This window comes from Craterilacuibacter sp. RT1T (genome assembly GCF_023502145.1).
Lineage (GTDB): Bacteria > Pseudomonadota > Gammaproteobacteria > Burkholderiales > Chromobacteriaceae > Craterilacuibacter.
Genome location: NZ_JAMFLI010000007.1, coordinates 61,269 through 84,787 on the forward strand (window position 1 = coordinate 61,269; position 23,519 = coordinate 84,787).

18 protein-coding genes are annotated in these 23,519 nt (G+C 61.3%); 11 read left to right on the forward strand and 7 right to left on the reverse strand.

What is annotated here, in order from left to right; all coding sequences use genetic code 11:
- Window positions 1-5 precede the first annotated feature (5 nt).
- The 4 genes from M3P88_RS11460 to M3P88_RS11475 form a co-directional block, all read right to left on the reverse strand.
- A complete protein-coding gene (locus tag M3P88_RS11460) occupies window positions 6-3,848 on the reverse strand; it encodes a DUF3683 domain-containing protein (RefSeq protein ID WP_249616177.1) in 3,843 nt (1,280 codons plus the stop codon).
- Window positions 3,849-3,964: 116 nt separating this feature from the next.
- On the reverse strand, window positions 3,965-4,942 hold the full coding sequence (gene pdxA, locus M3P88_RS11465; protein WP_249616178.1) for a 4-hydroxythreonine-4-phosphate dehydrogenase PdxA: 978 nt from the start codon (window positions 4,940-4,942) through the stop codon (window positions 3,965-3,967).
- A gap of 146 nt (window positions 4,943-5,088) precedes the next feature.
- On the reverse strand, window positions 5,089-6,378 hold the full coding sequence (locus M3P88_RS11470; RefSeq protein WP_249616179.1) for a peptidylprolyl isomerase: 1,290 nt from the start codon (window positions 6,376-6,378) through the stop codon (window positions 5,089-5,091).
- Window positions 6,379-6,386: 8 nt separating this feature from the next.
- Window positions 6,387-8,567, reverse strand: a complete 2,181-nt coding sequence (locus tag M3P88_RS11475; RefSeq protein ID WP_249616180.1) for an LPS-assembly protein LptD — start codon at window positions 8,565-8,567, stop codon at window positions 6,387-6,389.
- Between the two features lie 79 nt (window positions 8,568-8,646).
- On the opposite strand from M3P88_RS11475, the gene amgK reads away from it, so the two are divergent.
- The 7 genes from amgK (at window position 8,647) to M3P88_RS11510 (ending at window position 13,940) form a co-directional block, all read left to right on the forward strand.
- A complete protein-coding gene (gene amgK, locus M3P88_RS11480; protein WP_249616181.1) occupies window positions 8,647-9,678 on the forward strand; it encodes an N-acetylmuramate/N-acetylglucosamine kinase AmgK in 1,032 nt (343 codons plus the stop codon).
- A 2-nt stretch (window positions 9,679-9,680) separates the two neighbouring features.
- Window positions 9,681-10,400: an N-acetylmuramate alpha-1-phosphate uridylyltransferase MurU gene (murU, locus tag M3P88_RS11485; protein WP_249616182.1), complete on the forward strand. Its 720-nt coding sequence runs from the start codon at window positions 9,681-9,683 to the stop codon at window positions 10,398-10,400.
- A 60-nt stretch (window positions 10,401-10,460) separates the two neighbouring features.
- Window positions 10,461-10,991, forward strand: coding sequence for a crossover junction endodeoxyribonuclease RuvC (gene ruvC / locus M3P88_RS11490; RefSeq protein WP_249616183.1), 531 nt, complete (start codon window positions 10,461-10,463; stop codon window positions 10,989-10,991).
- 79 nt (window positions 10,992-11,070) lie between these two features.
- Window positions 11,071-11,664, forward strand: coding sequence for a Holliday junction branch migration protein RuvA (gene ruvA, locus M3P88_RS11495; protein ID WP_249616184.1), 594 nt, complete (start codon window positions 11,071-11,073; stop codon window positions 11,662-11,664).
- Between the two features lie 3 nt (window positions 11,665-11,667).
- The gene (locus M3P88_RS11500) at window positions 11,668-12,435 is read left to right on the forward strand and encodes an NYN domain-containing protein (RefSeq protein WP_249616185.1); all 768 of its coding nucleotides are present in this window, start codon (window positions 11,668-11,670) and stop codon (window positions 12,433-12,435) included.
- Between the two features lie 21 nt (window positions 12,436-12,456).
- Window positions 12,457-13,491: a Holliday junction branch migration DNA helicase RuvB gene (gene ruvB, locus M3P88_RS11505; RefSeq protein ID WP_249616187.1), complete on the forward strand. Its 1,035-nt coding sequence runs from the start codon at window positions 12,457-12,459 to the stop codon at window positions 13,489-13,491.
- A 50-nt stretch (window positions 13,492-13,541) separates the two neighbouring features.
- A complete protein-coding gene (locus M3P88_RS11510) occupies window positions 13,542-13,940 on the forward strand; it encodes a hypothetical protein (protein ID WP_249616188.1) in 399 nt (132 codons plus the stop codon).
- Window positions 13,941-14,397: 457 nt separating this feature from the next.
- Here M3P88_RS11510 and M3P88_RS11515 read toward each other — a convergent pair whose 3' ends face one another.
- The 3 genes from M3P88_RS11515 to M3P88_RS11525 form a co-directional block, all read right to left on the reverse strand.
- On the reverse strand, window positions 14,398-14,751 hold the full coding sequence (locus tag M3P88_RS11515) for an endonuclease domain-containing protein (protein WP_249616189.1): 354 nt from the start codon (window positions 14,749-14,751) through the stop codon (window positions 14,398-14,400).
- A 349-nt stretch (window positions 14,752-15,100) separates the two neighbouring features.
- Complete coding sequence (proB, locus tag M3P88_RS11520) at window positions 15,101-16,219, reverse strand: glutamate 5-kinase (protein WP_249616190.1); 1,119 nt, start codon at window positions 16,217-16,219, stop codon at window positions 15,101-15,103.
- Window positions 16,220-16,299: 80 nt separating this feature from the next.
- Entirely contained in the window at window positions 16,300-17,781 is a 1,482-nt protein-coding gene (locus tag M3P88_RS11525) for a cyclic-di-GMP receptor FimW-related protein (protein ID WP_249616191.1), read from the reverse strand.
- Between the two features lie 262 nt (window positions 17,782-18,043).
- Between M3P88_RS11525 and M3P88_RS15955 the strand changes: the two genes are divergently transcribed.
- The 4 genes from M3P88_RS15955 (at window position 18,044) to M3P88_RS11555 (ending at window position 23,314) form a co-directional block, all read left to right on the forward strand.
- The gene (locus M3P88_RS15955) at window positions 18,044-18,436 is read left to right on the forward strand and encodes a pilin (protein ID WP_283773192.1); all 393 of its coding nucleotides are present in this window, start codon (window positions 18,044-18,046) and stop codon (window positions 18,434-18,436) included.
- Between the two features lie 118 nt (window positions 18,437-18,554).
- Window positions 18,555-18,965: a pilin gene (locus M3P88_RS15960; protein ID WP_283773193.1), complete on the forward strand. Its 411-nt coding sequence runs from the start codon at window positions 18,555-18,557 to the stop codon at window positions 18,963-18,965.
- Window positions 18,966-19,171: 206 nt separating this feature from the next.
- Complete coding sequence (locus M3P88_RS11550) at window positions 19,172-21,178, forward strand: O-antigen ligase family protein (protein WP_249616192.1); 2,007 nt, start codon at window positions 19,172-19,174, stop codon at window positions 21,176-21,178.
- A gap of 273 nt (window positions 21,179-21,451) precedes the next feature.
- Window positions 21,452-23,314, forward strand: a complete 1,863-nt coding sequence (locus M3P88_RS11555) for a PglL family O-oligosaccharyltransferase (RefSeq protein ID WP_249616193.1) — start codon at window positions 21,452-21,454, stop codon at window positions 23,312-23,314.
- The last annotated feature ends 205 nt before the right edge of the window (window positions 23,315-23,519 follow it).

Genomic DNA, 23,519 nt, shown 5'->3' on the forward strand with positions numbered 1-23,519 from the left:
CCGGTTTACAGCAAGACGCGTTCTACGCCGCCGCTCCTAGCATTGTCGACGTAGTCCTTCATCCAGTTTTCCCCAAGTACATGCTTGGCAATTTCGACCACGATGTAGTCGGCCTCGGTGCCGGTATCCGGGCTGTAACGGCTCAAGCCCTGCAGGCAGGATGGGCAGGATGTGAGGATTTTCACCGGCTTGTCGCTGGCACCTAGCGCCGAGAGTCCCTTATTAATTTCCTCTTCCTTGCGGAAGCGCACCTGGGTGGCGATGTCCGGCCGCGCCGCGGCAAAGGTACCGGATTCGCCGCAGCAACGGTCGTTCAGCGCCACGCCACCGCCCATCAGTTCATTGACGACCTTGATCGGCTGGTAGGCTTTCATCGGCGTATGGCAGGGGTCGTGGTACATATACTTTTGCCCGGCTACTCCTTCCAGCTTCACTCCTTTTTCCATCAGGTATTCATGGATGTCGATAATGCGGCAGCCCGGGAAGATGTCCTCGAAGCGGTACTTGGCCAACTGGTCGTAGCAGGTGCCGCAGCTGACGACCACGGTCTTGATATCGAGGTAGTTCAGCGTATTGGCCATGCGGTGGAACAGCACCCGGTTTTCGGTGGTGATCTGTTCGCCCTTGTCGGCAAAGCCGGAGGCGGTTTGCGGATAGCCGCAGCACAGATAACCCGGCGGCAGCACAGTCTGGGTGCCGACATGCCACAGCATGGCCTGAGTGGCGAGGCCGACCTGGCTGAACAGCCGCTCCGAGCCGCAACCCGGGAAGTAGAACACCGCTTCGGCGTCTTCGGCGACCTTGGGGTTGCGGATCACCGGCACCACATTGGCGTCTTCTACATCCAGGAGTGCGCGCGCGGTTTTCTTGGGCAGGCCGCCCGGCATCGGCTTGTTGATGAAATGGATCACCTGCGCCTTGATCGGGGCAGTGCCGACGGTGGCGGCCGGCTGGGTCGGTTTTTTGCTGGTGAGACCGATGCGCCGGCCCAGTTCGAAGCCCAGGCGCTGTGCCTTATAGGCGATGCCGGTAAGGCCTACACGCATGGCCTTGATGGTGGCCGGGTCTTTGGCCGTCAGAAAGGCCATGCCGACCGCGGTGCCGGGATTGAACTTCTTGTTGCCGGTTTTCCTGAGGAAATTTCGCATGGCGACCGAGACATCGCCAAAGTCGATATTGACCGGGCAAGGCTTGACGCAGCGGTGGCAGACCGTGCAATGGTCGGCCACATCGGACAGCTCTTCAAAATGCTTAAGCGAGACGCCGCGCCGCGTCTGTTCTTCGTACAGGAAAGCCTCGGTCAGCAGGCCGACGCCGAGAATCTTGTTGCGCGGGCTGTATAAGAGGTTGGCACGCGGCACATGGGTCGAACACACCGGCTTGCATTTGCCGCAGCGCAGGCAGTCCTTGACCATGTCCGAGATTTCGCCGATTTCGGATGCCTCCAGAATCAGCGACTCCGCACCCAATAGCTCGAATGACGGCGTATAGGCCATGGCGAGGTCGGCGCCGGGCAATAGCTTGCCGCGGTTGAAGTGGCCGTTGGGGTCGACGCGAGCCTTATAGTCGCGGAAAGGCTGGATCTCGGCTTCGGTCAGGAACTCGAGCTTGGTGATGCCGATGCCGTGTTCGCCCGAGATCACGCCATTCAGGCTGCGCGCCAGCGCCATAATGCGCGCTACCGCCTTATGCGCGGTTTGCAGCATATCGTAGTCATCGGAGTTGACCGGCAAGTTGGTATGCACATTGCCGTCACCGGCATGCATATGCAGCGCCACGAATACGCGTCCGCGCAGCACCTTCTGCTGCTGGGCGCGCAAGGCATCGAGTATGCCGCTATAGGACTTGCCGGAGAACAGGGTCTCGAATTCGGTTAATAGCTCGTTCTTCCAGCTGACGCGCAGCGCAAAGTCGCGCATGGCGGTAAACACGGTTTGCGGCTGCTCGCTCGTGCTCTCCAGTGGTGCCTTGGGCCAGCGCTGGATGTAGTCGGCAAAAGGCGCGTCCATATTGTCCAGCAGCCATTGCCAGCGGTCGCGGGTAATCGCCAGCAGCGACAGGGCGGCGGCGCGGCGGTCGCCGATAATCTCGTCGCTGGCCATGTCTATGCCCTGCTTGTCCAGCGGCAGCGGACCGTGGAACCATTCGCGCAGGGTGTCGACCAGACGCAGCTTGTTGGCGATAGACAGTTCGATATTGATGCGCTCGATACCGTCGGAGTAGTCGCCAAGGCGATCCAGTGGAATCACCACGTCTTCATTGATCTTGAAGGCATTGGTGTGGCGGGCGATGGCGGCGGTGCGCGAGCGGTCCAGCCAGAATTTCTTGCGCGCCTCGGGTGTCACCGCGATAAAGCCTTCGCCGGTGCGGGCATTGGCAAAGCGCACTACGGCACTGGCCGCTTCGGCCACAGCGTTTTCGTCGTCCGATACCAAGTCGGCAATCAGCACCATCTTGGGTCGGCCGCGGCCCTTGGCCTTGGTGGCGTAATCGACGGCGCGCACATAGCGCCAGTCCAGGTGTTCAAGGCCGGCCAGATGCACGCCTGCGCGCAGGCCGGCACCGGCCGGCTTGAAGTAGTCGGTAATTTCGACAATGGCCGGCGTAGCCTGGGCGACGGTGCCGAAAAACTCCAGACAGACGGTGCGCGTATGCGCCGGCATCTTGTGCAGCACGAAGCGCGCGCTGGTGATGATGCCGTCGCAGCCCTCTTTTTGTACGCCGGGCAGGCCGGCGAGGAATTTGTCGGTCACATCCTTGCCCAGACCCACCTTGCGGAAAGCCGAACCCGGAATCACCAGTTCCTCGCTGGACAGCACCGTCTGCATATCGTCCTTGAGGCGGCTGACGCGGAAGGTGGCGCTGTCAATATCGTGGATCTTGCCGTAGTTGTGGGCGATGCGCTCGATAAACATCCAGTTGCCGTCCGGGTCCACCATGCGCCACGAGGCGAGGTTGTCCAGCGTCGTGCCCCACAGCACCGCCTTCTTGCCGCCGGCGTTCATCGCCACATTGCCGCCTATGCACGAGGCCTCGGCCGAGGTCGGATCGACGGCGAAAACCAGGCCGGCGGCCGACGCCGCTTCCGACACGCGTGCGGTGACCACACCGGCGCCGCATTGTATGGTGGCGCGCTGGCCTTCCAGACCGGGCAAGCCGATGTATTCCACGCCGCGATGCTGATCCAGCTTCTCGGTATTGATGACCGCCGAGCGCCGGTCCAGCGGTACGGCGCCGCCGGTATAGCCGGTGCCGCCGCCGCGCGGGATCAGGGTCAGCCCCAGTGCGATACAGGCGCGTACCAAGGGCGCAATCTCGGCTTCGCTATCCGGGCACAGCACCACAAACGGATATTCGACGCGCCAGTCGGTCGCGTCGGTGACGTGCGACACCCGGGCCAGACCGTCGAACAGGATATTGTCGCGCCGGGTGTGTTTGCCCAGCACCTTGAGGGCGCGGGCGCGCAATTCGCGGGTTTCGCCAAACTGCGCTTCAAAGGTGTTTACGGCGGCATGGGCCGCAGCAATCATGCGGCCGACCGTGTCATTGCCATCACGCCGGTTCTCGATTTCACCCAGCCGGTGGCGCATGGCTTCGGTCAGGGCGGACAAGCGCTTGGGGTTATCCAGCAGGTCATCGACCAGGTAAGGATTGCGATCCACCACCCAGATATCGCCCAGCACCTCGAACAGCATGCGTGCCGAACGTCCGGTGCGGCGCTCGCCGCGCAAGGTGTTCAGGCTGTCCCACATCGGTTCGCCTAGCAGGCGGATGACGATTTCGCGGTCGGAGTAGGAGGTGTAGTTGTACGGAATTTCACGGATGCGCGGATGGGCGGGGGCGTTCATCGAGGCTACCAGCGAGGAAGGAAAATAATGCTCTTATTCTATCCTAGATGTTGCGTTGCGAAAAACGGTGATGATGATAGGGGAATGGGGAGTGGGGAGTGGGCTCCTCATTCCCCTTATCTATTTTTGGCGCGTGCCATTTGCGCCGCCAGTGCGACGGCTTCGAACAGGCTGCCCGGGTTGGCCTTGCCGCAGCCGGCCAGATCGAGCGCGGTGCCGTGGTCGACCGAGGTGCGGATAATGGGTAGCCCCAGGGTGATATTGACGCCGGCGCCGAAGCTGGCGTATTTGAGTACCGGCAGGCCCTGGTCGTGATACATCGCCAGTACCGCGTCGGCGCGGGACAGTTTATCGGGGTTGAACAGCGTATCTGCCGGCAAGGGGCCGATCAGATTCATGCCTTCGCCGCGCAGCATGGACAGTACCGGCTCGATGACGTCTATTTCTTCACGTCCCATATGCCCGCCTTCGCCGGCATGCGGGTTCAGGCCGGCGACCAGAATGCGCGGCTGGTGGATGCCGAATTTGCTCACCAGATCGGTGTGCAAAATGCGGATCACCGCCGCCAGCATATCGCACTGGATGGCATCGGCGACATCGCGTAGCGGCAGATGGGTGGTGGCCAGCGCCACGCGCATGCCGCCGCCGGCCAGCATCATCACCACCCGCGGCGTTTGCGTGCGCTCGGCCAGATACTCGGTGTGGCCGGTAAACGGAACGCCGGCATCGTTAATCACCCCCTTGTGCACCGGTGCGGTGACCATGGCATCGAATTCGCCGGCTACGCAGCCATCGATGGCCACATCCAGCGTTTCCAGCACATAAGCGCCATTGGCCGGATCGAGTACACCGGGTGTCACCGGCGCATCCAAGGGCACATGCAGCACTTCCAGTACGCCGGGTGCCGGTTTGGCGTCGGCTTGCCAGTCGTGCAGCACGACATCCAGCTTCAGTTGCCGGGCACGGCTGGCTAGCAGGGTTTTATCGGCAATCACGACGCAGCGCGCCGCCGTGTCTTGCGCGGCCAGCGCCAGCACCAGATCGGGGCCGATGCCGGCAGGCTCTCCGGCGGTAATGGCGAGAATGGGTTGCATGATGTCTCTGCCGAAATGGGTTGTAGGGAAGGGAGGGACTCGGAAACTGGGAGCCGGGACTTGGGAGCAGGCGTCTGCGGTGTTGACGCGGGCGCGGCAGGCCTTAACACTGAATCCCGGCTCCCGGCTCCCGGCTCCCGGCTCCCTTACTTCTCTTCCAGCTTGTCTTCGATAAAGGCCGAGTCTTTCAGCTGCTGCAGCCAGTCCTGATAAGCCTGTTCGGCTTTGCGCAGGCGGATTTCCTGTTTGACGGCCAGCTTTTCGCGCTCGCCGGAGACATCCTGGGTACGCACTTCTTCCAGACGGATCAAATGCCAGCCGAAGGGGCTGCGCACCGGTTCGCTGACCTGACCCGGCTTGAGTGCAATCATGGCGCGCTCGAATTCGGGTACGGTATCGCCCTTGTTCATCCATGACAGATCGCCGCCTTGAGCTGCGCTGCCGTCTTCCGAGAAGCGTTTGGCCAGATCCTCGAATTTGGCGCCTTGTTGCAGGCGGTCGCGCACTTGCTGGATGCGGGTGCGGGCATCGGCTTCCGATACCGCTTCATTGGTGCGGATCAGGATGTGGCGGGCGTGGTATTGCTCGACCATCAGCGGCGCCGAACGGTCACGTTTGTCCTGCAGCTGGAAAATATAGAAGCCGGACGGGGTGCGGATCACTTCGGTGTGGCCGCCCTTGGGCAAGGTTTCCAGCAAGGCGACCAGATCCGGCGGCAGGGTCGTGCTGCTGCGCCAGCCTATGGCGCCGCCATCCAGTGCGTTTTTGGCATCCGAATAGCTGGCGGCGACCTGGGCAAACGGCTTGCCGGCCTTGATGTCAGCCAATGCGCGCGCAGCCTTTTGTGCCGCTGCTTCCAGCGTCTTATTGTCGGCACGCTCAGGTACGCTGACCAGCAGATTGGCTAGCTGGTATTCGCTTTTTTGCGCATGTTGCGCACTTTTCATCACCTGCTCGACTTCCTGATCCGACACATTGGCCATGGACGAGGCGACGCGCTCTTTCAGGCGTTCCAGCAAGATTTCGCGGCGCAGGTTGTCGCGAAAGGCATCGACACTGCTGCCTTCCTTCACCAGGCGGGCTTTGAGGCCGGCCACATCGGTATTGTTCTGCCGGGCCAGACGCACAATGGTGTCATCCAGCTCGCTGTCGCTGATCTTGATGCCGTTATTGGCGGCATATTGCAGTTGCAGCTTCTCGCGCTCGATCTGGTCGAGCACCTGGCGCTGCAGCACATTGGCAGCCGGCAGCGGCACGTTCTGGCGCTTGAGGTTGGCTTCCACTTGCGCCAGACGTGCATTCAGCTCGGACTGGGTGATGGCGTCCTTGTTCACCACCGCCACAATGCGGTCCAGTGTGACGATGGCGGCGGGGGCTTGCACGGAGAACAAGCCAGCCATCAGGCCGGCGACGAGTGTTTTTTTAATCATGGGCATGGTTGGCATCATTCATTGGTTTTGCTGTAGCCCGGAATGGCCAGGCGCAGGGTATCGGTCACCTTGCCGAAGCTGGACATATCCTTGAGTTCCAGCTGGAACATGACCGAGGTCTTGAACTCGTCGATATCGGTGACGAAGCGCTGGCCGACCATGCGGAAGGTCCAGCAGCCGGCGTTGTATTCAAAGCCGGCCAGCGTGTCGAAAGCCTGTTTGGCTGCCAGTGAGTACTCCACCCGGCCAACGCCATAGAGCTGGCGGGTAATCGGCCACTGGCCGGCCAGTTCGATCTGGCGGGTCGGATAGTTCACCGCCGTGCCGTTGACTTCGACCAGCTCGTCCGGGTCGTAGCGGTAGCGCAGGCTGAGCGCCTTGCCCGCTTCCGGGTGATAGCGCAGCGCGACATTGTACTTTTCGGTGCGCCCCTGTTCCGGGTTGTACTGGATGGCGCCATCCAGACGCAGATCGCGCGTCAGGTCGCCGCCGACGGTCGCCAGAATATCGGACACATTGTCGCGTACCGATTCACCCGGATAGAGTTTGACCCGGTCTTCGCTGAAGTAGACGCGCTGGCCTATGCCGACGCGCAAACGCTCCAGACCCGAGTCATTGTCGATATAGCTGGAAGTGACGGCGGCAGTGAGCTGGTTGGCTTCATTGAGACGGTCCCAGCCCGAGTAGCGGTTTTCGGAAAACAGCTGGGTCCAGTCAAAGTCATTGATCGAGCTGTCGAAATTGGGTAAGGAAGCCTGGTCGCGGTATGGAATTTTGACGTAGTACAGGCGCGGCTCCAGCGTCTGGGTATGCGGGCTGCCGGCAAACTCGCTCTCGCGCTCGAAATAGAGGCCGGAGTCGACGCTGAAGGTCGGCGTGGTAATGCTTTCGTTGCGTGCTGCCTGGCTGCCCAGCGAGTCCAATGCATATTGGCGGAAATTGACCCCCAGCTTGGGCTGGATATAACCCCAGCTGGCATCGGCGCGCCAGCTTAGCGAGGGGTTGAGCATCAGGCGGTCGCCTTCTTGCAGGTCGGGATGCGAGAAGCGGGTCGCTTCCGACTGCAGGTTCCAGGCGAAGCCTTCGGGCAAGTTCTGGCCGCCGTTTAAGGTGATTTGTGGCAGGCGGGCATAGGGAATCACGCCGCCGCGGGCATTCTCGATCAGGGTCTGGTAACGCTGTGCGCGTATGGTGGCCGCCCCCCAGCCCAGGTTGTAACTGGCCCAGGCCTGACGCTCGAGGTTGTCGCTGGACACTTGGGCCAGGCGGTCGCTGAAATCGTCAAAATAATCGAAGTCGGAGACATAACTGCCATCAAAGCCCCAGCTAAGCTCGGGTGAAATCTGCTGCTGATGCTGGCCTTTCCACAGATAGCGATGGGTGTCGGTTTCCTTGTCTTCTATCTGCTCGGTGTACATCTGGCCCTGATAGCCGGGCTGCAAATAGCGGAATTCGCCGCCCAGCATCAGGCCGCGCTTGGCGATATAGCGCGGGAAAATGGTTGCGTCGTAGTTGGGCGCGATATTCCAGTAGTAGGGTGTGGTGATATCGAGGCCATCACTGCCCACGCTGAAGGTCGGGAACAGCAGGCCGGACTTGCGTCCGCCATCCAGCGGAAAGTCCATCCACGGCGTATACAGCACCGGCACGCCGCCCAAATACAGGCGGGCATTGCGCGCCACGCCGACATTGCGCGTGTAGTCGGCATCGACGGTGGTGGCTTTCAGATACCAGGACTCGTCACCGGGGTCGCAGGTGTTGACCGTGGTGCGCTTAAGCTCGTAGTGCTTGTCGCCCAGGATTTTCAGCTCGTCGCTCTTGCCGCGCAGCACCCCCTTGCCCTGCTGGAAGGCAAATACGGCATCGTCGGCGCGGCCTTGCTGGCTGGCCATCGAGTAGTCGAGCTTTTGGGACAGAATATCGCTGCCCGGCTGGATCATATGGACGCGGTCGCCGGCTTCGATCAGCTCGTTGCGTTTGACGTAGTAATTCAGCCAGTCCGAGGTAATGGTCTGGTCATCGCGGATGGCGACGACATTGCCGCGCGCCTTCAGCTCATTGTCCATCTGGCCGGACAGCTCATCGGCCGTGACGGTCAGCGAACCTGCCGGCAGGGCATCGGCCAGCGCAGGGGGCACAAGAAAAAGCGCGGCTAGCGCGGCAACGAGGGGAGTCGGTCGGAAAATGGCTGGCATGGGCGCTCAGGTACGTGTGGTGAACCCGAAAAATGAAGGTACAATCGCACAATTGTACCAATCTCGCAATGAAGCCACCATGCAGCGACTCAATGTACTTAAAACGTGGCTAGCCACGCGCTTTCCGCAAACCGACATTCAGGTTGAGTTTGCCGCCGCCGATGCCGACTTTCGCCGCTATTTTCGCGCCATCTTCCCGGATGGCAGCAGCCGCATCGTGATGGATGCGCCGCCGGAGAAAATGAATACCGATGCTTATGTGCATGCACGCGAGGTGTTTGCCATGGTGCATGTGCCGGCCATTCTCGACCGTGACCGCGAACAGGGCCTGATGCTGCTGGAGGATCTGGGCAAGGTGACCTTCCTCGCCGCTCTGGAGCACGACACGCGGCGTGAAGTGCACAAGATGCTGCTGCTGGAGGCGATCGATACGCTGATCGAAATCCAGTCAGGCAGTCGCGAAGGGGTGTTGCCGCCTTACGACGAAGCACTGCTGGCGCGCGAGCTGAATCTGTTTCCCGAGTGGTTCTGCGACAAGGAAATCGGCAAGCCGCTGAATTTTGCCCAGCGCAAGGTATGGGGCGAGATGAGCCGCGTGTTGCTGGATGCGGCACTGGCGCAGCCCAAGGTCTATGTGCACCGCGACTATATCGTGCGCAACCTGATGCTGACCGCCGGCAAGCCCGGCGTGCTCGACTTCCAGGACGCGGTATACGGCCCGATTGCCTACGATCTGGTGTCCTTGCTGCGCGACGCGTTTATCGAGTGGGACGAGGCTTTCGTGCTGGATCTGGTGATCCGCTACTGGGAAAAGGCGCGCGCCGCCGGCTTGCCGGTGCCGGACAGTATCGATGACTTCTACCGCGCCTTCGAGTGGATGGGCGTGCAGCGCCACCTCAAGGTCGCCGGCATCTTTGCCCGTCTTCATCATCGCGACGGCAAGGAAAAATACCGGCCCGAGATTCCGCGCTTTATCAAATACCTCAAGCGCACCACGCGCCGTTATGGCGAACTGGCACCCTTGTACGGTCTGCTGGTCGAGCTGGTAGGCAAGGACGACACCGATGCCGAGCTGCAATCAAGCTACCCGGTGCTGGGCTTCAAGGGCTGATCATGCGCGCAATGATACTGGCCGCCGGGCGCGGCGAACGCATGCGCCCGCTGACCGATACCACTCCCAAGCCTTTGCTGGCGGTGGCAGGCAGTCCGCTGATAGGCTGGCATCTCAAGCGTCTGGCCAAGGCCGGCGTGCGCGAGGTGGTGATTAACCACGCCTGGCTGGGCGCCAAGATAGAAGCCGCGCTGGGTGAGGGGGCCGCTTATGGCCTGTCTATCCGCTACTCGGCCGAGGGCGAGCAGGGTTTGGAGACGGCCGGCGGCATCGCCACCGCCTTGCCCTTGCTGGGGGACGCGCCGTTTATAGTGGTCAATGGCGACGTGCTGACCGATATCGATTTTGGCCAGCTCGCCGCCCAGGCCGCCTTGCTGGATGGCAAAACGCGTCTGGCGCACCTGGTGCTGGTGTCCAACCCCGTCCATAACAGTCGCGGCGACTTCGGCTTGCTGGCTGATGGCCTGCTGGCAGCCTCGCCAGCGCAGGGCACGGGGCTGACTTTCTCCGGTATCGGCCTCTATCACCCGGCGCTGTTTGCCGCGACGCCCGCGGGTCAGCCGGCCAAGCTCGCGCCGCTTTTGCGTCAGGCGATGGCGCATGGGCAGGTCAGCGGCGCGTTGCATCCGGGCATATGGCTGGATGTGGGCACGCCCGAGCGGCTGGCCGAAGCCAATATGCTGGCGCAGAGCTGGGCATGCGGAGCCGTGAATGGGGCGTAAAAACCAGGGCAGGGGGCGCGTGCCGGCCACGGCCTTAGCTGCCGCTTCCCGTTTACATCCATGACCCGGCGCATTCTGGGCATAGACCCGGGCAGCCGCATCACCGGCTTTGGCGTGATCGACCTGATCGGCTCGCAGCGCCATTATGTCGCTTCCGGCTGCATCCGTACCGTACCCGGCGCGAGTCTGGCCGAGCGCATCCGCGTGATTGTTGCCGGCATCCACGATGTGATTGCCACCTATCAGCCGACCGAAGCCGCAGTTGAGCAGGTATTCGTCAACGTCAACCCGGCCTCCACCCTGATGCTGGGTCAGGCGCGCGGCGCCTGTGTGGCGGCGCTGGTGATGAAGGACTTGCCGGTTGCCGAATATACTGCGCTGCAGGTCAAGCAATCGGTCGTCGGCCAGGGCAAGGCCCCCAAGGAGCAGGTGCAGTATATGGTGGTCAAGATGCTGAACCTGTCCGGTACGCCGCAGGAGGATGCCGCCGACGCGCTGGCTGTGGCGCTGGCGCATGCCAACCATAGCGGCGGCGTGATGGGCGTGCTGGCGCGGCAGGGTTTGCGCGTCAAAAACGGCCGGCTGGCGTAATCTCCTTAAGGGCGTATCCGTTAGCGCCCGCTTCGCCACCCATGGCAAATCCTGAATTCCTCTATTAGAAAGAAACCCCATGATTGGACGCCTATCCGGCACCCTGATTGAAAAGCTGCCGCCCCAGATCGTGCTGGATGTAGGCGGTGTCGGCTATGAAGTCGATGTGCCGATGAATACCTATTACCAGCTGCCGGCGCTGGGGCAGGCCGCCACGCTCTATACCCATCTGGTGATACGCGAAGACGCCCATCTCCTGTTCGGCTTTGCCAGCAAGGAAGAGCGGCAGACCTTTCGTCAGCTGATCAAGGTGTCCGGCATCGGCGCCAAAATTGCGCTGGCCATCCTGTCGGGCATGACCGCCGACGAGCTGGCGCTGGCGATTGCCGGCGAAGACGTCAAACGCCTGTCTGCGGTGCCCGGCATCGGCAAGAAAACCGCCGAGCGCCTGGTGCTGGAGCTGCGCGGCAAGCTGATGACCGGTTCGCTGGTGGCCACGCCGGGCGGCTTGCCGCTGGCGATGATGGCCGACGACAGAAGCGATATCATCGGCGCCTTGCTGGCGCTGGGTTACAACGAAAAGGAAGCGGCGGCCGCCATCAAGGGCATGCCGGCCGATAGCGGTGTCAGCGAAGGTGTACGCTATGCGCTGAAAAACCTGATGAAAGGATAAGTCATGGCCAATGTCGCCGTACTGATTGATGCCGACAATGTGTCGCCGGCCTGGATAGAAGATGTGCTGGAAGAAGCCGGCAAGCTCGGGGTGCTCGCCCTTAAGCGCGTGTACGGCGACTTTAGCAAGCACGACAGGGCATGGCGCGATCTGTGCGCGCGCTTTGCCATCCACCCCATCCAGCAGTTTCCCAATACCAAGGGCAAGAACGCGTCCGACATCTCGATGGTGATCGACGCGATGGATCTGCTGCACTCCGAGCGCTTCCACAGCTTTTGCCTGGTCTCCAGCGACAGCGACTTTTCCCGTCTGGCCACGCGCTTGCGCGAAGACGGGCTGGATGTCTGGGGCTTTGGCGAGCAAAAGACGCCGGTTGCCTTTGTGAACGCCTGCAGCAAATTTGTTTACGTCGAAGTCTTGCGCGAGCCGGATGAGGCCAAGGCCGAGCCGGAAGCCGCGGGCAAGGACGAGGGCGGGCGCGTCAAGGCGCCGGTCGCGGCCAAGCCGGTGTTGCGTCCGCTGGATCGCAAGCTGCGCGCCCAGTTTCAGAAGGCGATTGAAGCCAGTGGCGATGACGATGGTTGGGCGGATCTTGGCGGTGCCAACAGCCTGTTGGGGCAATGGATGCCCGACTTCGATCCGCGCAACTACGGCTACCGCAAGATTTCCGAACTGGTGGAAAAATCCGGCTGGTTCGAGGTGAAAAAAGCCACGCAGGGGCGCGGCGGCATCTCCATCAAACTCAAGCCGGCCAATGGCCGCAAAAAATAGCCGTCAGGACACAAGCGCAAGATGATAGAAACCGACAAGTTGATGGGCGGCGCACCCGCGCCGCGCATCGTGACCCAGCAAAGCCTGTCCGCGCACGAAGACGCGCAGGAGCGGGCGCTGCGCCCCAAGCTACTTGACGAATATGTCGGGCAAAAAAAGGCGCGCGGCCAGCTGGAAATCTTTATCGAGGCGGCCAAGCGCCGCGGCGAGGCGCTGGATCATGTGCTTTTGTTCGGCCCGCCGGGCTTGGGCAAGACCACGCTGGCGCATATCGTGGCGCGCGAACTGGGAGTGAATTTGCGCCAGACTTCCGGCCCGGTGCTGGAGCGCGCCGGCGATCTGGCTGCGCTATTGACCAATCTCGAGCCGCACGACGTCTTGTTTATCGACGAGATTCACCGCCTCTCGCCGGTAGTGGAGGAAATCCTCTACCCGGCGCTGGAGGACTACCAGATCGACATCATGATAGGCGAGGGGCCGGCGGCGCGGTCGGTCAAGATAGATCTGCCGCCCTTTACCCTGATTGGTGCCACCACCCGTGCCGGCATGCTGACCAATCCGCTGCGCGACCGCTTCGGCATTGTGGCGCGGCTGGAGTTTTACGACGCCGAAGAGCTGACCCGCATCGTCACCCGCTCGGCCGGTCTCCTGGGCGTGCAGCTGGCGGGCGAGGGCGCATTTGAAGTGGCAAGGCGCAGTCGCGGCACGCCGCGCATTGCCAACCGTCTGTTGCGCCGCGTGCGCGACTACGCCGAAGTCAAAGCCGATGGCGTGGTCACCGCCGAAGTGGCCGACGCGGCGCTGGCCATGCTGGATGTGGACCCGGCCGGTCTGGACGTGATGGACCGCAAATTGCTGGAAGCGATCTTGGACAAGTTTGGCGGCGGCCCGGTCGGGCTGGACAATGTGGCGGCAGCGATCGGCGAGTCGACCGACACCATAGAAGATGTGATCGAGCCTTATCTGATCCAGCAAGGCTATTTGCAGCGCACGCCGCGCGGGCGCATGGTCACGGCGCTGGCTTATACCCACTTTGGTTTGCAGGTGCGCGACTAAGCAAGCTGTTACAATCGCAAAGCAATAAATTTGGACTAAGGGGAAATCATATGTTCTATGCGCTCTTGGGTGCCACGCTGCTGGTGGCCTTGGTGACATCGTTGATAACGGCAAAGTTTTTTGATGGTGCGGTGGGCAAGATTCTGTCGCGCATCGTCGGTGACGAGCTGGCTGATGCCTGGCGCCGTTATCTGCGTTTTGCCGTGATCGTGGTCGGCGTCTCGGGCGGGGTGCGTTTGTGGGAGCTGGAAAAGTATGTGACCGCCACACGCGAATCGGCCGCGCTGGAGCTTAACGGCATGCGCTGGACGCTGGAGCTGTATCGCACGCTGATTGAAACGCTGCAGTCCATCGCCTGGATGATGTTGCTGTTTTTTCTGTGCTCAATGATTGCCTATGTCATCGTGCGTGCCATCGAGCTCAAGCACGACAAAAAGCCCGACGCTTAAATCCCCTCGCCCCCAACCCCTCTCCCCGGCTGGGAGAGGGGCGTATGCCGCGCGTTGGAAGACATCTTTGCTCGCGAATGGGTCTGCTTTCCGTATGAGAGAGCATATCTTTCTGACATGCATGCCGAAAATGGTCACTTGAGCTCCTTTTCCCTCGCCGGGAGCGGGGCGTATGCCGAGCATTGGAAGATATCTTTGTTCTCGAATGGTTCTGTCTTCCACATGAGAAACCATCTCCATTTCGAGTTTGCATTCGATGGGGCTCTGCATGAAATCCGTTTCTCCGGAGGGGCAAGAGAGCATGTTGTGTGCTGAACGATATCTTTTCTCTTGAATTGGCCTGCTATGCCGGCGCGCAGAGTTGCGCAGCCTGCCGTTCGACAGATCACCCCAAGCCGATATGTCTTCGATGAGGTAGGACATGAAATCCCTCTCCCCTTGGGGAGAGGGTGGCGCGTCAGCGCCGGGTGAGGGGTCTGGCGTGCAACTGCCGCAGGATTTCGCCAAGCACATCCTCGGTATGGGCAAGAATGGCATCGTTCCAGAAACGCAGCACGAGATAGCCTTGTGCCACCAGATAGGCATCGCGCTCTTCATCGCGCGCCGCTTGCCACTGATGCTGCCCACCATCCGCCTCCACGATGAGGCGGGCTTCAAGGCAGGCAAAGTCGGCGATATAGCGGCCAAGCGGATGTTGGCGGCGAAACTTGAACCCGCCCAGCCTGCGGTCGCGCAGGTGAAACCATAAACGGTTTTCTGCCTCGGTTTGCCGCAGGCGCAGCGCGCGGGCATGATCAAGCAGGGATGGCATGCGCTGGCATCCGGTTTGTTGGTCTGGATTGCAGACTAGCAAAACAGCAGGAGCACGCCTCCCCCCTCACCCCCTGCCCCTCTCCCCGCTGGGGCGAGGGGAGTATATCGTTCGCTGTAAAGATGTCTGTGATGATTAGAGCACTACATGCAATCCCTCTCCCGCCGGGGCGAGAGGAGCATATCGTTTGCTGTAAAGATTGTTTGTGATGATTAGAGCACTACAATATGCAGTTGAATGCGCAGCCGTGCACCCTTAGTCGGCCGCATGCAATCCCTCTCCCCTTGGGGAGAGGGTGGCGCGTCAGCGCCGGGTGAGGGGTGCGGGGGCAGGGGGCAGGGGGCAGGGGCTACAGCGTCACCATATTGTCGCGGTGGATCAGCTCGGGCTCGACCAGATAGCCCAGCACCTGCTCGATTTCGCGTGTCGGGCGGCGCATGATCAGGCGCGCTTCGTCCGAGCTGTAGTTCGCCAGGCCGCGCGCCACTTCGATGCCGTCGCTGTCGATGCAGGCCACCACATCACCGCGCAAAAAAGCGCCGTCAACGGCGCGCACGCCGATAGGCAGCAAGCTGGTGCCGCGCTCGCGTACCGCTTGCGCTGCACCAGCGTCCAGCACCAGTTTTCCTGCCAGTTGCAGATGGTCAGCCAGCCACTGTTTGCGCGCGGCCATGCGCGTGGTGGTGGCGAGAAGTTGAGTGCCGATCGCTTCGCCATCCGCCAGGCGCGACAACACATCATGTTCGCGCCCGCAGGCGATGACGGTGGCCGCGCCGCTGCGTGCCGCGCGTTTGGCGGCCAGTATCTTGGTCAGCATGCCGCCGGTACCTATGCTGCTGCCGGCACCACCGGCCATCTCTTCCAGTGCGGCGTCGCCGGCATTGGCTTCATGAATGAAGACGGCGTCGGGGTGTTTTCTCGGGTCGGCGCTAAAGAGGCCCTGCTGGTCGGTGAGGATGACCAGCGCATCGGCTTCGATCAGGTTGGTGACCAGCGCGCCCAGCGTATCGTTGTCGCCGAAGCGGATTTCGGCAGTCACCACCGTATCGTTTTCATTGATGATGGGCACCACATTCAGCGCCATAAGCGTGGACAAGGTGGTGCGTGCATTCAGATAGCGGGTGCGGTCGGCCAGGTCTTCGTGGGTGAGCAGAATCTGTGCCGTTTGCAGGCCATGCTGGCGAAAGGCTTGTTCATAGGCTTCGCACAGCCCCATCTGGCCGACGGCTGCGGCCGCCTGCAACTCATGCACCGCCTTGGGGCGGGTCGCCCAGCCCAGGCGCTGGCAGCCCTCGGCGATGGCACCGCTGGAAACCAGCATGACCTCCTTGCCGCGGCGTTTAAGCTCGGCGATTTCGGCGGCCCAGCGCGCCAGTGCGGCCAGATCCAGCCCCTTGCCGTCATTGGTCACCAGACTGGAGCCGACCTTGACCACGATGCGGTCGGCGGTGTGTATCAGCGATTGCATATCAGGAAATCCACAGAAGAAATGGCAGCGGTGATTTTAACCCGTTGCGGGTAGCTAGACACAAAGTTGTGTGCGCGCTATCAGCCGGCGCGTATCTCGATCAGCTGGTAGCCTGGGGTTTGTTTGCTGATACGCAGCATACGGGCCTGTTCCATGCCGTGCCGGCTGGTCAGCGTCATGCTGCCCAAGCGCAGATAGGGGCGTCCGGACAGTAGCAGCTGGCCGGGCATCTGGGCCGAGTCCAGCCGCAGCGCCAGTGTCGTGGTGTCGCCCGGCTGGGCATGGCCTGCGCGCACCATCAGCGGCTCGGCATGGTGGGCGATGATTTCCAGGCCGCAGCGCGTCTCCAGCGCCTGGCCATAGCTGACCCAGCGCACCAAGGCGCATTGCCAGCGCGTATCGCTGTTCCCGTCTTCGCGCAGAATGACCAGCTCGCCGTTACGCAGGACATGGCTGGTGCTATGGCCTTGCAATTGCAGCCCGCTCGGGCTGCGGTTGATGATGTGCATGGGCATCGGCGGCGGTGGCGGGCTGCGCTGCGCCAGCCGGTTGCGATAGGCGACTTCTTCGCTGCCGTCTCCGGTCGAGGCAAAATCCCAGCAGCGATCATTGAGCTGGTGCCAGCAGGCGGTTAGCGTCGAGACCAGCTGCACCGTGCCCTTGGTCGGCTCACGCGCTTCGCGGCGCAGGCCCGGGCGCTGCCAGTCATGCAGCAGGGCCAGATACAGCTCGGTATCTTCATCCGGATGCTGCTGCGGGTTGTGGCATAGCTCCAGCAGATGCAGGTTGATGGCCTCGGTCAGGTCGCCGGTATGTAGCTGCCAGCTGCCTTCGGGCGGGTATTCGCAATAGGCCGGTGCCCTGTCGCTATCGGGTAGCACACACAAGCCCTGTCCTTCTGCCTGCCCGGTATGCAGCACCACCTGATCTGCCTCCTGGCCCGCCAGATGGATCAGCCGGGTCAGTTGCAGCGGCGACAGGCGGTTGCTATTGCTCAGCCCCAGTAGTAGCAGCGCTTTATAGTGGCTATCGACCTCGCAATCGTCCTGCCAGCCCTGCTGCAATGCGTAGCGATATAGACCGTGGCAATCGAGCCAGAAGCCCTCCGGCAGCGGGTGATAGGTCGTCAGGTGGGTGTGCAGCATGTCGCGGCAGGCCAGTAATACCCGTTGCAGCAACGCAAGGCGCTGGTTTGGCGCCGCCTTGCGCTGTACCTGCCCTTGTAAGCAGTGTTTCAGTGCGATCAGGTTTTCACTGTGCAGGCGCCGTGCCAGTTGTGCCGCATCGCGGGCACGGGGTGTGGCCGACAACTCGCGCTGGTGATATTCGCTGTCCAGCATGGGCAGCATGCGCTCGATATGCGGCTGAAACAGGGCAAACAATTGCAGCCGCTGTGCGCTATCCATCGCTTGTGCATTGCTGTGTGCCAGCAATTCGGCCATGTCGGCTGCCGCCTGCTGGGTCAGTGCCAGCGGCAGGGCCGCCAGATGGGCGGCGATCTGCGCCGGCTCGGCGCCGGAGACGGTGGTGGGCGGCAGGGTCAGATTCAGTGGGTTTGGCATGGTGCGCGCAGGCGCCTTGGTTGTAGTCGGCAAGCTATGTGTGATGATGCCTGAATATCGTGCGAACTGCATCTGGCGCGAGGCCGCGTTCATTTTTGCTAGCTGCGTGTCGCCTTGATGCTACAGCGGCATGGGCTGGCCGTCGTGATTTGACCGTATTTATTTGTATCGTTGAAGAATGGGGTGCAGACTGCGGTCAAAACTGCAGTTCTGATTTGTTTGAAATGGTTGTTTGGCATCTTATTTGGATATAGCATAATCAATGAATCAAAAAGGCTACACCCTGATCGAGCTGATGATGGTCGTAGCGATTATCGGCGTACTGGCGGCGATCGCGGTTCCACTGTATTTGAACTACAGCCTCAAAACGCGGGTGACGGTGCTGTATGGCACCTTGGCTGACGGCAAAACAGGTTTTGAAGTGTTGCTGGCCAATGGTGGGGCACCTGCGTCGCCAGCCGATATTGCGCTGGCCGATGTGGCGCAGTGCAGCGCCTTGACGGTCAGCGCCACAGGGATTCGCTGTGAGATACAGGGCTTGGGTGCGGCGGTAGATGGTAAAACGCTGGCGCTTGAGCGGGCGGCAAGCACCGGTGCCTGGTCATGCCGCAGTGATGTGCCGGCGTTTTATCTGCCGGCGGGTTGCGGGGCGTGATGATTTTTTAGTGTGTGCTGTGGTGTGGCATCACGGGCACGACATGTCGCCCATCTGTCGGGGCAGGTATGGCGCGGGTACAATGGCAGGGTTTTTTCATTTCAACAGGAGCAACACCATGAAACGTGTACAACAGGGCTTTACCTTGATCGAACTGATGATCGTTGTGGCGATTATCGGTATTTTGGCGGCAATTGCGATTCCGGCGTATCAAAATTATACGGCGAAGGCTAAATTCACAGCTGCACTGGCAGAAGTTTCGCCAGCTAAGACTCAGGCCGAAGTGTTGCTTAATGAAGGTAGCGCGTGGCCGACCACAGCTACTGCAGTTGGCTTGTCTGCGAGCGCAACTAACAATTGTAGTTTTGATCTGAGCGGCACAAACATAATCAAGTGCACAATTCAAAACATTCCGACTGCATTGGGCGCCTCTGGTGCTTATGTTCAGTTGACTCGTAATGCCTCAAGTGGTCTCTGGAGCTGCTCTACCGACGTGACAAATACGGAAGCAAAGAAAGTATGTAAGTAACTTTAACTGATGTATCTCTGAATCGCGCGTCGGATAGGTCTCCGTGAACTGGAGGTTGCTTTCATCTTAGACGTCAGTCAGTGTCAAGACACCACCTAAGGGTGGTGTCTTGCTATTCATTATCTTTTGGTCCATCCATGTCCCGCCTGTCGTCCTTCACGACCATATCTCGAACTCTCGGCAACTCTCTAGTCCAGTATTCGTTGTTGATTTCGTTACTTGTCTGTCTGCCGTTTTTATCATGGCTGCGCTTCCCGCCTAACGGCGACTGGGTTACCAATGCCGCTGCCTTGCTGCTAGCCCTCCCTGTCGTACTGATGGGGCTCTGGCGCTTGCCGCCAGCAGGGCGTATCTCTCCGGCTTTGTGTGCAGTAGGGATGTTGACGCTGGCTGCCGTATGGCCTCTGGTTGGCGCACCTTATCCAGCGGTAGCTTTGTCTAGCTTGGCGGTGTTGTGGCTGGCGGCTTTGCTGTCGCAGGCGCTCGCCGCCTTGCCGCGCGGGCAGGTATTGCAGGCGCTGGCCTGGGGCTTGTTGCTGGGCGGTTGCGTGCAACTGGCGATTGGCGCGGCGCAGGTGTTTGGCTTGGTGCAGCCCTGGGGCTTGTGGTTTGTGGTGTCGGATGGGCAGGGAACCTTGTTCGGTAATTTGGCGCAGCGCAATCAATGCGCCAACTATCTGACGCTGGCGCTGCTGGCCGCCTGCTGGCTGTATGGGCGCGGTCGTTTGCGTGTCTGGTTGCTGGCACCTTTGCTCTTGCTATTGGCGCTGTTTCTTGCCTGGTCGGCTTCGCGTCTGGTGCTGGCTTACGCCATAGGCTTGGCGTTGCTCGCTGGAGGGATGTTGTGGCTGACCCGCCGCCAGCCCCTCACCCCAACCCCTCTCCCTGAGGGAGAGGGGCTTGCTGCGTCGGCATTTGCTGGGGCAGATAATGCAAGTGGCAGATGCTCTGATGCAAGTTTGACTACAGCAGAACACGCCCTTACTCCAACCCATATCCATGAGGGAGAGGGGCCGGCTGTGGCCGAAGCTGCTGGCTGTTCTGCGGCAAGTTTGACGGCAGCCAACCATTCCCTCTCCCCGGTGGGGAGAGGGTGGCGCGTAGCGCCGGGTGAGGGGGGCGATGTCGCCACCTTGCGCATGGTCAAGGCGCTGCTGTTTGCCTTGCTGGCGATGGTGCTGTGCCAGCTGTTTACTGCCGAGATCAACGCCGCGCTTAACGCTATCGGCCTGCCGGTGAAGCAAGGCAGCGGAATAGACCGCTTTATGGATGGCGGCTTCGGGGCGCGGCGCTGGATCGAATGGCAGAAGGCGTGGTCGGTGTTTATGGCTCATCCGCTGTTTGGCGTTGGTCTGGGCGGCTATGCCGCGCAATCTGTCTTGCTGGAGCCGGCCTTTGCCGGGCAGTGGAGCGAGAGCTGGCTGTTTACCCACTGCCACAATATTGTGCTGCAACTTTTGGCCGAGACTGGTTTGACCGGCACGCTGGCGGTGGCGGCAGCCTTGCTATGGGCTTTTTTGCCATGGTTCAAACGTGAGAATGTGGGGGCCGATGCGCTGCTGGTATTGGGGCTGGCGCTGGTGTTGCTCGGCCACAGCCTGTTTGAATACCCGCTGTGGTACGCCAGCTTTTTGATGGTGTTCGCTGTATTGATGGGCGTGTCCCCTGCCAAGGGTTTTGCCTTGCCGGTGCGTCCGGCCTTGCGTCGTGTGGGAGTGCTGGCTTTGGTGCTGGTACTGGCCTGGCAGGTGATCGTGGGTCTGGTGATGTACTTTGACTGGGTGCGCTGGGTGGTGCCTTCGCGTGATGCTGCTCAAAACAAGGTCAGGATAGAGGCCTTGCTGCAACACGGTGCCAATCCGGTCTGGAGCTATGAGGCAGACCAGTTGTTGTCCAACTATCTGGATGGCAGCGCCGACCACTTGGCGCTTAAGCTGCCGCTGTTCGAGCGTCTGGCCGCCTATCGCCCTTACCCTGGTACCTTGGTCAAGCTGGCGATGCTGCGCGCCCATCAGGGCGATGCGGCCGGTGCCGAAGTTGCCTTGCGTCAGGCCATTGCGTCTTTTCCCGATACCGCACCGCAATTGGCGGCGATGCTAGCCGGGCCGGCGGATGCCGCGCTGAAACCGCTACAGCAAATCAGTGCCAGAGCTGCGCTAGCCCACCAGCAAGCAGGTGCTTCGGCTGCCGCGCAGACGGTCAGGACGCCTTAGGCCGATTGCGTTGGTGCCCTCACCCCAACCCCTCTCACCGAGGGAGAGGGGCTTGTTGCGTTGGTTTTTACTTTTTTGGTGGAGCCGCCGCCATTCTCTCTCCCTAAAGGTGAGAGGCTTGTTACGTTGGCTTTTGCTGGCGCTGAGTCGGCAGCCAGCAGTCCCTCTCCCGGCGGGAGAGGGTGGCGCGTAGCGCCGGGTGAGGGGGAGCGCCCGCTTCCCGCAGTCCCGCGTTACAATCCCTTCCTTTGTCCTGAACGGCTGTCTGCTTTTATGCGCCTGAATTTTGCTGTCGCCCCGTTGGCTTTGCTGGCTTGGGCTCTGGTTGCCATCCTGCCTTTTTTATCGCGCATCCATTATGTGCCCTTGCCGCAATGGTTTGGCGAAATGAGCGTGGTGTGGCTGACATTGCTGGCGGCTGGTTTGTTGGCGCTGGCTGGCTTGTGTCGGCGCGGCTTTGGTTGTGGGGTCTTTTCCGACAAGCTGATCGCGGCTGGCGTCGCTCCTACTATGGCTCCCATCGCGCATCTGTTTGCCGCACTGCCGCGTGCGGCCTTGTGGATGCTGGCCTTGGCTCTGGCGTGGGCGCTGCAGGGCGTGTGGGTGCCCTTGCTGTTTCCCGGCCTGAATCAGGCAACCGCTTTGGCATTTCTGGCCTTGGCGCTATTGGCGGCGGTGACGCAGGCCTTGCGCGAGCTGTTTGGGGATGAGCGGGTTTACCGGCGTCTGGCGCAGGCGCTGCTGGTGGGTGCGCTATTGCAGTCTTTGATTGGTCTGGCACAGGTGACGGGGCTGGTGCAGGTACTGGGCGGTTTGCTGTTTTACGATAGCGCGCATGTGACGACCAATGTGTTCGGCCATATCGGCCAGCGTAACCAGTATGCGCATTATTTAAGCTGGGGCATGGTGGCGGTAGCGTATTTATGGGCCGTGCGCCGCTTGCCGCGCGCATGGGCGCTGGCGCTATTGGCTTGGCTGGCGTTGTCGATTGCCTGGGCCGGTTCGCGCACGGTGCTGTTGTATGCGGCGGCGATGCTGGTGCTCTCGCCGTTCTGGCTGTGGCGCGTGCGCGACGAGATGGCACGGCGCTTTGCCCTGACGCTGGCGCTCTCGGCGCTGGCGATTATTGTCTTGCAGTTTGCCTTGCCGGCGTTCAATTCGCTATTGAGTGCGCTGACCGGGCAGGGCGGGGTGGCCAGCGGTGTGGAGCGCATTGCGGCGGCCGGTGGCGAGAGCATGAATTCGCGCCGTTTTGCCGAGTGGCACAAGGCATGGCTGGTGTTTAGCGAGGCGCCGTGGCTGGGCGCCGGCTGGTCGCAGTTTGCCGCACATAGTGTGGCCTTGCAGACCCGGCCCGAGTTTGCCGCGGCGGCCTTTAATAGCGGGCTGTTTACCAATGCGCACAATCTGCTGCTGCAACTTCTGGCCGAAACCGGGGTGGTGGGCACGACGCTGGTGTTGGGCGGTTTGCTATGGGTGGGCGCACCGTTTTTTGGCCGCCAGATGGAAGCCCGCCATCTGCTGCCGGTGATGGTGCTGTGTATCAGCCTGATTCACAGCATGGTCGAGTATCCGCTGTGGTATCTGTATTTTCCGGCGGTGGGGGTGATGGCGCTGTCGCTGGCGCCTTCGCGCCCGTTGACCTTGCGCTGGCCGGCACAAGGCGTGCTATGGGGCGTAGCGCTGTGGCTATTGGTGTTGTGCGCGAGCAGTTTGCCGCGCTATTGGGAGCTGGTGAGCTTGTATACGCCGGCAGCAAATAGCGAGCGGCGCAGTGTGCAGCAGGCGCGTCTGGGCGAGATTATCAAAGAGGAGCCGCTGTTTGCCTTTCATGCACTGAATACGCTGGACAATTATCTGCAGCCGACGGCCAAGGATCTGCCGCAGAAGCTGGCGTGGATCACGCGCCTGGCAGCTTTCCGTCCCTACCCTGATGTGTTGCTGAAAAAGGCGCAGATGGAAGCGCTGGCCGGCAAGCCGGATCAGGCACGGCGGACGTTGCAACAGGCGCTGGCCTCGTTCCCGACTTATGCGCCGCAGTTTATGGCGACGCTTGCCGGTAGCGAGCCTGCGTGGCAGGGCTTGTATCAGGAGGCGAGCGCGGCGCGCGGGCGTTTGCCCGAGCGTTATCGTTGATGGGGGTTTGGCCTCGCCCTCATCCGGCGCTGCGCGCCACCTTCTCCCGCAAGCGGGAGAAGGGATGTGGAGGACGTGCCCGGTTTGATGGCGCTGGCGCGCCACCTTTTCTCGCAAGCGGAAGAAGGGATGTGGAGAGAATGGCCTGTTTGGCGGTGCTTCTTGCCAGCGTCTTCCGCTAGCGGGAGGGGTTAAGAGAGAAGTG

What these genes read in the sequence shown, in the direction of transcription:
- M3P88_RS11460 (WP_249616177.1), bottom strand. Translation starts at nt 3,848, where the DNA reads ATGAACGCCCCCGCCCATCCGCGCATCCGTGAAATTCCGTACAACTAC.
- pdxA (WP_249616178.1), bottom strand. Translation starts at nt 4,942, where the DNA reads ATGCAACCCATTCTCGCCATTACCGCCGGAGAGCCTGCCGGCATCGGC.
- M3P88_RS11470 (WP_249616179.1), bottom strand. Translation starts at nt 6,378, where the DNA reads ATGCCCATGATTAAAAAAACACTCGTCGCCGGCCTGATGGCTGGCTTG.
- M3P88_RS11475 (WP_249616180.1), bottom strand. Translation starts at nt 8,567, where the DNA reads ATGCCAGCCATTTTCCGACCGACTCCCCTCGTTGCCGCGCTAGCCGCG.
- amgK (WP_249616181.1), top strand. Translation starts at nt 8,647, where the DNA reads ATGCAGCGACTCAATGTACTTAAAACGTGGCTAGCCACGCGCTTTCCG.
- murU (WP_249616182.1), top strand. Translation starts at nt 9,681, where the DNA reads ATGCGCGCAATGATACTGGCCGCCGGGCGCGGCGAACGCATGCGCCCG.
- ruvC (WP_249616183.1), top strand. Translation starts at nt 10,461, where the DNA reads ATGACCCGGCGCATTCTGGGCATAGACCCGGGCAGCCGCATCACCGGC.
- ruvA (WP_249616184.1), top strand. Translation starts at nt 11,071, where the DNA reads ATGATTGGACGCCTATCCGGCACCCTGATTGAAAAGCTGCCGCCCCAG.
- M3P88_RS11500 (WP_249616185.1), top strand. Translation starts at nt 11,668, where the DNA reads ATGGCCAATGTCGCCGTACTGATTGATGCCGACAATGTGTCGCCGGCC.
- ruvB (WP_249616187.1), top strand. Translation starts at nt 12,457, where the DNA reads ATGATAGAAACCGACAAGTTGATGGGCGGCGCACCCGCGCCGCGCATC.
- M3P88_RS11510 (WP_249616188.1), top strand. Translation starts at nt 13,542, where the DNA reads ATGTTCTATGCGCTCTTGGGTGCCACGCTGCTGGTGGCCTTGGTGACA.
- M3P88_RS11515 (WP_249616189.1), bottom strand. Translation starts at nt 14,751, where the DNA reads ATGCCATCCCTGCTTGATCATGCCCGCGCGCTGCGCCTGCGGCAAACC.
- proB (WP_249616190.1), bottom strand. Translation starts at nt 16,219, where the DNA reads ATGCAATCGCTGATACACACCGCCGACCGCATCGTGGTCAAGGTCGGC.
- M3P88_RS11525 (WP_249616191.1), bottom strand. Translation starts at nt 17,781, where the DNA reads ATGCCAAACCCACTGAATCTGACCCTGCCGCCCACCACCGTCTCCGGC.
- M3P88_RS15955 (WP_283773192.1), top strand. Translation starts at nt 18,044, where the DNA reads ATGAATCAAAAAGGCTACACCCTGATCGAGCTGATGATGGTCGTAGCG.
- M3P88_RS15960 (WP_283773193.1), top strand. Translation starts at nt 18,555, where the DNA reads ATGAAACGTGTACAACAGGGCTTTACCTTGATCGAACTGATGATCGTT.
- M3P88_RS11555 (WP_249616193.1), top strand. Translation starts at nt 21,452, where the DNA reads ATGCGCCTGAATTTTGCTGTCGCCCCGTTGGCTTTGCTGGCTTGGGCT.